Source organism: Clostridium sp. AM25-23AC, from assembly GCF_003435125.1.
Classification (GTDB): Bacteria; Bacillota; Clostridia; order Lachnospirales; family Lachnospiraceae; genus Pilosibacter; species Pilosibacter fragilis.
This window is the reverse complement of the sequence record NZ_QWGI01000071.1, coordinates 1-3,902: the sequence shown is the minus strand read 5'-3', so window position 1 is coordinate 3,902 and position 3,902 is coordinate 1. Positions and strand designations below refer to the sequence as shown.

The following is a 3,902-nucleotide window of genomic DNA, read 5'->3' as shown; positions in this document are numbered from 1 at the left end:
CTGATTAAGGATAACATCGAATATGAGCATCACATGAAGTACGATGACTGGCAGAACAAGGCTTTGTATGAGGAGCTCTTTGAGGTTATCTGTGAGGTTGTATGCGTAAAGCGTACAACAATCCGGATTGCAGGGGAGGATTATCCTTATGAGCTTGTAAAATCTAAATTCCTGAAGCTGAACAGTGGACATCTGGAGTATGTGATTGGCTGTATGCACGATACGAATACGAAAATAACAAATATCAAGGCATATATGGTTACTGCTCTTTATAACGCACCCTCAACGATAAACCATTATTATCAGCAGGAAGTGCAGCACGATATGTACGGAGGTGGCTGGCATGAAAAAGGCATTGTTTAAAATAATTATTCCGGTATGCGTTCTTGTTCTGTGGATGATTACCTGTTATCCGGTTTGCAATAAAGAAGATGGGTTTGATTATTTCCTTTATTGGATTTTGGTAGGATGTCCCTATGGTATCAGAAAAATGTGCATGTTCCTTGTGCCGAAGAATTTTGGTATTGCAGGAAGTATGGGAATACTGGCACTGAATTGTATCGTTGGAGGTCTGATTGGTGGTATTATTGTTCTTGTGAGGATTATCGTTATATTTACGGAGATAATAAAAGTAATAGCAGGACACTTCTGGACACAATGTCCAAAGGTGTAAAAGAAAAAAGAGCAACAAAAAAGGCATTGTCAATCAATCATAAACAATACCTCTACTTGTCATCTGGAACATATTCCATAATATCTTCAATCCGGCAGTCAAGTATCTGACATAGCCTGTTCAGAATAATGGTCTTTACTACCATATTTTGCCGGAGCCGCTGAAGCTGTGCTTTGTCAATGCCATAGTCTTTAATGAGCTGGTACTGACTGATGTTTTTAGCCTTAAGCGTTTGCCAAAGGGGATCGTATTTAATCATACAGGCAACTCCTTTCCTACCTTGTATTTTAATGGCAGGGAACTTATAATAATATGGTGCGTGTATGCACCATAAAATATGCAAATGGTAAAAACGATAATGATTATTTCAGAAGAATGAGGATATAGATGCAGGTAGTGTGGTTTTGAAACAGGAGGATGGTTAATCGTGAAAGAAAAATACATTACAGACGATGAAAGGGAGAAATGCAGAAAAGTTGCAGATGCTTTTGCAGAGCTGTATGAGATTGAAAATATACTTGTTGTGGATGCTGGAAGATATGGTTTTGTCAAGTTACAGTATTATAGACCACCGCAAGGTTTTGAAGATGCAATTACCTTTACGGATAGCCGGAGCATGTTTGAAAACTTGTGGGAGGAATGGTTTGACACGCAGCTGTTCCTTCTGGCAAAAGGAACACCAATGGCAGGAATGGGATATAATGAGATATTCCAGTGTCTGCCAAAGGAGAAACAAGAGGAACTTATGAATAGAAAAGCCGGATTTGCAAAAACGGCAGGAATAGAATAATCAGGTAACAGCGTTAGGGCAGTTATGAGTGAAATACTTGTAGCTGCTTTTTTTGTGCTTTTGGACACGATGTCCAGAAGCGGGAAGGAGAGATATATAGATGGAATCAATGAGAGATATTAACAGGGTAATGGAGCGTGAGATAGCGAAGGGGAGCTGCCCTTTGAAGCTGGATCATATTGAATTTGGAGATTATTCGTATCAGGAGATAACATCAAAGGAGAAACTGCTGGAGGTATTATCGTATTTGTTACGGATAGGTGATTACAAGCAGTATGCCGGAAAGACTATCCTTAATAATGTTTATATGGACTTGCGAGGGAAAAAGCCCGTATTTAAGAGAACCAAGACAGCTATGGAAAGAAATAATATATTTGCAACAATCAGAAGGTATGCAAAGAAGCTAAAGCCGCAGTATAATGGAGATGTATATTTGGAAACGGTCAGATGTTATTTTGATATACCGCAAGAAAATCTGGAAAAGTGCCGATATACATATCAGGGGAACGAAACATACGCCTTTCTGATGTCGGATAAATATATCATGGCACTATATACGCATTGTCTGGTGGCAAGAAAAGAAGCTGCTGTGCAGGATTGGCAGGTGGAAGGTTTTACTGAAAAAGAATATGAAATGGTAAGACTGGAGAATGTGGGTGATGTTTTGTTTCAGGCATTGATGCTGGATGATGTAAAGATAAAAGATGGAATGATGTATGCAGATTTTTTATCGGTGATTTTAGATAATATTGTTGATAATTATTAAAAAGTTATGCGTTACGAAAGGGAGAGAAAAAAATATGGGTGAACCAAAATGTATTTATTGTGGAACTTCCAAAGATTTGTCTGATTCAGATATTATACCAGATGCATTAACCGCATCAAGGATAATAAACAAGTGTGTGTGTCATGTGGAGCATAATAGTGGAATGACAAAAAAATTTGAATCAGAGGTGGCTGAGAAATTAGCCTTTCTATTGAATTATTTAAATATTAAATCGAAAAAAAGTAATCATTTTCCGACTTATGAAGCAGATTATGTGATTGCAGGGATACGATATCATGATAAAAAGGTGGTCAAAGAACATGATTTTATAAACAAGAAAATTCTGTGGAGTGAGAATAATGAGTCAGCATTTGGACCGTATGAAAAGATTGAACAGATAGCAAAATCAAAAAAGACTAATAAAGGCGATATTGAACAAATAGATATAAATACTCAAGTGATAGAATCACATATTCCACTTAAGTATGAGGTCTTTTTTAGTGAAGCGATGCATAGGCAAGTGGCGAAGATCGCATATGAATGGTATTGTCTGAAAAATAAAGTGGAAGATAAATACGAGGATTTTTCAGATATAATAGCCTATATTCTAGACGGTGGCAATGACCAAGTTGTAAAAATGGTCACAGATAAAATGCTACTCGACAAATTTAGCGAATTTTGTCATGATGGAAGTCATGCTATGTTAGCTTATATTGATAATCAAGGTGGCATTAGTGTATTAGTGGATATTTTTGGAGTTGCAGTATATGATATAAAGGTATGTAAACATATACCAACATTTTGTGAGAATAATTGCATATTGCAAAAGATTAACATTGATGGTTCAGGAAATAGAGAGCGTGAATGTTTATGTGTTCATGACTATAATGATATTGTTTCAGACATGATTAATGGAATGAGTGAGAGTACTGATTTTCCGGCACAGGAAATTGGGGGATTGCAATGTCATGTAATGATGCCCCAAAATCAACATATTAACTATAATCTCTTTGTTTTAGATATTCGTCATATATTGGGTAAAGGAGTGGCAGGAATTCATGGTGGTAATCAATATGTGGTTGATTTTGTACTAAATCAATTACAAGACTTATTAAATACGGATGTCATTCATAAGAGAGGGCTTAAAAGATTTGTTGAGGACAATATTGGAAGTGATGAAATAAAGATAAATGGAGAAAATATAGGAGAACATAGCATCTTTTACTATTACATTCTTTATAAATTTGGGGAAAGTGAAATTCAAACTTTAGATGATAAAGTTGTTGAACAGTTCATTATCAATCTATTTAATACAAGGAAGATTGATTCAAAAGAAGTGAATATGAGGGAAAAGCTTGAAGAAATGTTACGTGAAGAAAAGTATAGTGAATTGATTAAGTTGGGGGCATGTAAAATAAGAAATTGGTAATCAAAATTTCAAAGTAAGTTTGAAGTTGCTGATTTGAAACAGATTATAAAAGAAACAGCGTCAGGGCAGTTATAAGTCGAGAGATTTGTAGCTGCCTTTTTTTATTGCTTTTGGACACGATGTCCAGAAGCGGAAAGGAGAATTATGAGGTATTTATTACATCGGCTGTATGTTCCGCCTTAGCGAAGCATACGCACAGGAAGATGCAGATCGGAGGTACTTATGCAAGAGGAAGTAACGCAGA

General features: G+C 36.2%; 6 protein-coding genes. 5 read left to right on the top strand and 1 reads right to left on the bottom strand.

Annotation, left to right across the window (positions count from 1 at the left end; all coding sequences use genetic code 11):
• Together DW677_RS17735 and DW677_RS17730 are read left to right on the top strand one after the other, a co-directional pair.
• Positions 1–363: DUF6017 domain-containing protein (locus DW677_RS17735; protein WP_242992250.1), on the top strand; the 363-nt coding region annotated here is incomplete at its 5' end.
• Complete coding sequence (locus DW677_RS17730) at positions 344–673, top strand: DUF6050 family protein (RefSeq protein WP_117567925.1); 330 nt, start codon at positions 344–346, stop codon at positions 671–673. The genes DW677_RS17735 and DW677_RS17730, both read left to right, overlap by 20 nt.
• Positions 674–725: 52 nt before the next feature.
• On the opposite strand, the gene DW677_RS17725 is transcribed toward DW677_RS17730, so the two are convergent.
• Positions 726–932: a helix-turn-helix transcriptional regulator gene (locus DW677_RS17725; RefSeq protein ID WP_035779437.1), complete on the bottom strand. Its 207-nt coding sequence runs from the start codon at positions 930–932 to the stop codon at positions 726–728.
• 168 nt (positions 933–1,100) lie between these two features.
• Between DW677_RS17725 and DW677_RS17720 the strand changes: the two genes are divergently transcribed.
• From DW677_RS17720 to DW677_RS17710, 3 genes are all read left to right on the top strand, one after another.
• A complete protein-coding gene (locus DW677_RS17720) occupies positions 1,101–1,463 on the top strand; it encodes a hypothetical protein (protein WP_330593135.1) in 363 nt (120 codons plus the stop codon).
• 100 nt (positions 1,464–1,563) lie between these two features.
• Complete coding sequence (locus DW677_RS17715) at positions 1,564–2,229, top strand: hypothetical protein (protein ID WP_117553188.1); 666 nt, start codon at positions 1,564–1,566, stop codon at positions 2,227–2,229.
• Positions 2,230–2,263: 34 nt separating this feature from the next.
• Positions 2,264–3,658 carry a hypothetical protein gene (locus DW677_RS17710; RefSeq protein ID WP_117567924.1) on the top strand — a complete coding sequence of 465 codons (1,395 nt, stop codon included), beginning with the start codon at positions 2,264–2,266 and terminating at the stop codon, positions 3,656–3,658.
• The last annotated feature ends 244 nt before the right edge of the window (positions 3,659–3,902 follow it).